The sequence below is a fragment of the Marinobacter sp. genome (assembly GCF_014859525.1).
Classification (GTDB): domain Bacteria; phylum Pseudomonadota; class Gammaproteobacteria; order Pseudomonadales; family Oleiphilaceae; genus Marinobacter.
The window spans coordinates 1-2,352 of sequence record NZ_JACUUB010000160.1; the positions used below are offsets into that span (position 1 = coordinate 1).

Annotated in this window: 4 protein-coding genes; 1 reads left to right on the plus strand and 3 read right to left on the minus strand. The window is 55.1% G+C overall.

The annotated features are described in order from the left end of the window. A partial coding sequence (locus tag IBX51_RS14985) for a hypothetical protein (protein WP_291832130.1) occupies positions 1-322 on the plus strand: 322 nt, incomplete at its 5' end. A 220-nt stretch (positions 323-542) separates the two neighbouring features. Here IBX51_RS14985 and slmA read toward each other — a convergent pair. The 3 genes from slmA to thiS form a co-directional block, all read right to left on the minus strand. Continuing rightward, positions 543-1,130 carry a nucleoid occlusion factor SlmA gene (gene slmA, locus IBX51_RS14990; RefSeq protein ID WP_291832131.1) on the minus strand — a complete coding sequence of 196 codons (588 nt, stop codon included), beginning with the start codon at positions 1,128-1,130 and terminating at the stop codon, positions 543-545. A gap of 110 nt (positions 1,131-1,240) precedes the next feature. Further along, complete coding sequence (locus IBX51_RS14995) at positions 1,241-2,050, minus strand: thiazole synthase (protein WP_291832132.1); 810 nt, start codon at positions 2,048-2,050, stop codon at positions 1,241-1,243. Positions 2,051-2,112: 62 nt separating this feature from the next. Further along, positions 2,113-2,313 (minus strand): sulfur carrier protein ThiS, encoded by a 201-nt coding sequence (gene thiS, locus IBX51_RS15000; RefSeq protein ID WP_291832133.1) that lies wholly within the window; start codon positions 2,311-2,313, stop codon positions 2,113-2,115. Between the last annotated feature and the right edge of the window lie 39 nt (positions 2,314-2,352).

Below are 2,352 nucleotides of genomic sequence, written 5' to 3' on the forward strand. Positions count from 1 at the left end.
CCGTGGTCTCTCTTTAGAAAATTCAAAAGTTTTCAGCGGTTACGAAAAAAGCCTCGAAGAGGCTCACAACTTGATGATCTCTATGAGGAATGGTCATGTTGCGCATTCTGACCATGAGGATTGGGATTATGCAGAGGTAAGTGTGGTTTGGCCTCCAGAGGGAATGGAGGGGTTAAATGGTTGTGTTTTGACAGTGACTCAGAAATTCGGGTGTTTTAGCAAAGAGCAACTCGCCAAGATCTCTTTATTATTGGACTATGTTAGAAACCACGCCGAGTCAGAATTGCACAATTGTAGTCAGAGAATACTGAGAGATGCTTAACAAGTGATCAAAATTATTTGCACGCAAAGACGAAGTCGTTTTTTCAGATATATCACCGCAGTCCTGAACGGCGTGGGTGGGGGTTGCCTTCACAGAATCTCGAAGGCCATGGATGGCCGGAGCGAAGCGCACATGGATGTGCTCGTAGCGTTTCTGTGAAGGCAACCCCCACCCACGCCACCCCCGAAACCAACAGGCTAGGGTATATAAACTCCCAAACTCAGTTCCAAACCGATTCCGAAACCAGTGCCCAGGCTTCGTCAAAGTCCGCAGACGGCAGCCGGGAAAACGACGAGCGGACAAAACGCTGGATGCGGCCTTCGAGGAAGACCATCACAAAATCCGCACCGCGGGCCGCGCTGGTTCTGGGGCGCAAACCCTGGCGAATTTCGCCTTCCTTGAGTGCTTGGCGAGTCTGGGTTTCCAAGCGCTCGAAGAACTGGGAAGCGCGCTTGCGCAATGACTCATCTTCACCCATCAGGGCATCGCCGGTCAGCACGCAGCAAAGACCCGGATTGCGTTCCGCAAACACCAGCACCAGATGCACCAGCTGCTGCAAACGCACCCGCACATCTGCCTGCTCCTGCATAATCACCTGACAACGGGTAAACACCGCCTCCTCAGCAAACTCGATGAGCGCCTCGAACATTTTCCGCTTACTGGGAAAATGCCGGTACAGCGCGGCTTCGGTCACGCCCACGGTTTTGGCCAGGCCCGCCGTGGTAATGCGGGCGCCCGGATCATTTTGCAGCAATTCAACAAGGGCCTGCAGGATACTCTCCCGCCGGCCGGGTTTCTGGTTGGTCATATCAGGACTACAGCGCTCTGGTTTTTTTAGCCATGGACAACACGGACAATCCGACTACGTTTTTAGCCCGTGTCAGTCCGTGCCGTCCGTGGCTCATGTTTTATCGTTTATTAGAAAAAAGTGCCGTCAATCGGTGACGACGCACTGGCGTACAGCTTCTTCGGCATACGTCCAGCAAGATAGGCTTCACGGCCGGCTTCGATGGCCAGGCGCATGGCGTTAGCCATTTTGATCGGGTCTTTGGCCTGGGCAATGGCGGTGTTCATCAAGACGCCGTCGCAACCCAGTTCCATGGCGATGGTGGCGTCAGACGCCGTTCCCACGCCGGCATCCACCAACACCGGCACCTTGGCGTTTTCAACAATCAAACGGATGTTGTAACGGTTCTGGATGCCCAGACCGGAGCCAATCGGAGCGCCCAGGGGCATGATCGCCACACAACCCATTTCTTCCAGGCGCATGGCCAGCAGAGGGTCATCGGAGCAATACACCATAACCTTGAAACCGTCTTTGATCAGCTCTTCAGCGGCGGCCAGGGTTTCCGGCATATTGGGGTACAGCGTTTTGTGTTCACCCAGCACTTCCAGTTTGACCAGATCGTGGCCATCCAGCAGTTCGCGGGCCAGTTTGCAGGTGCGCACCGCATCTTTGGCGGTATAACAGCCAGCGGTGTTGGGCAGAATGGTGTAGGTTTTTGGAGAAATCACATCCAGCAGGTTCGGCTCGTCCGGGTTCTGGCCCAGATTGGTCCGGCGCACGGCAACGGTAACGATTTCAGCGCCACTGGCTTCGATGGCGTGACCGGTTTCCATCAGGTCGTGATATTTGCCAGTGCCCACCAACAGGCGGGACTGGTAGATCCGGCCTGCAATTTCCAGGGGTTTGTCTTCGGGGAGCTGGATGTCCGGTGTGTCTGTCATAACCTACCTGAGTTCAGTGAAAAGAATGGGGCGTTCGCCGTGTGATCAACAGGAACGCAATCTCAACCGCCGCCGATGGCGTGTACCACTTCCACCCGGTCGCCGTCAGTCAGGGCGAACTGTGGGTGTTGGCTGCGGGGAACAATGTCTTCGTTAACCTCGACTGCCAACCGTTTTCCGGTCAGTGTGAGGCGCTCAATAAGGGCCGCGATGGTCGCTCCTTCAGGAAGCTCCATGCTCTCACCATTTACCTGAACCAGCATGATCCGGATCACCTCCGTTATTTTTTCAGGGCCGCTGCC

What these genes read in the sequence shown, in the direction of transcription:
- slmA (WP_291832131.1), bottom strand. Translation starts at nt 1,130, where the DNA reads ATGACCAACCAGAAACCCGGCCGGCGGGAGAGTATCCTGCAGGCCCTT.
- thiS (WP_291832133.1), bottom strand. Translation starts at nt 2,313, where the DNA reads ATGCTGGTTCAGGTAAATGGTGAGAGCATGGAGCTTCCTGAAGGAGCG.
- IBX51_RS14995 (WP_291832132.1), bottom strand. Translation starts at nt 2,050, where the DNA reads ATGACAGACACACCGGACATCCAGCTCCCCGAAGACAAACCCCTGGAA.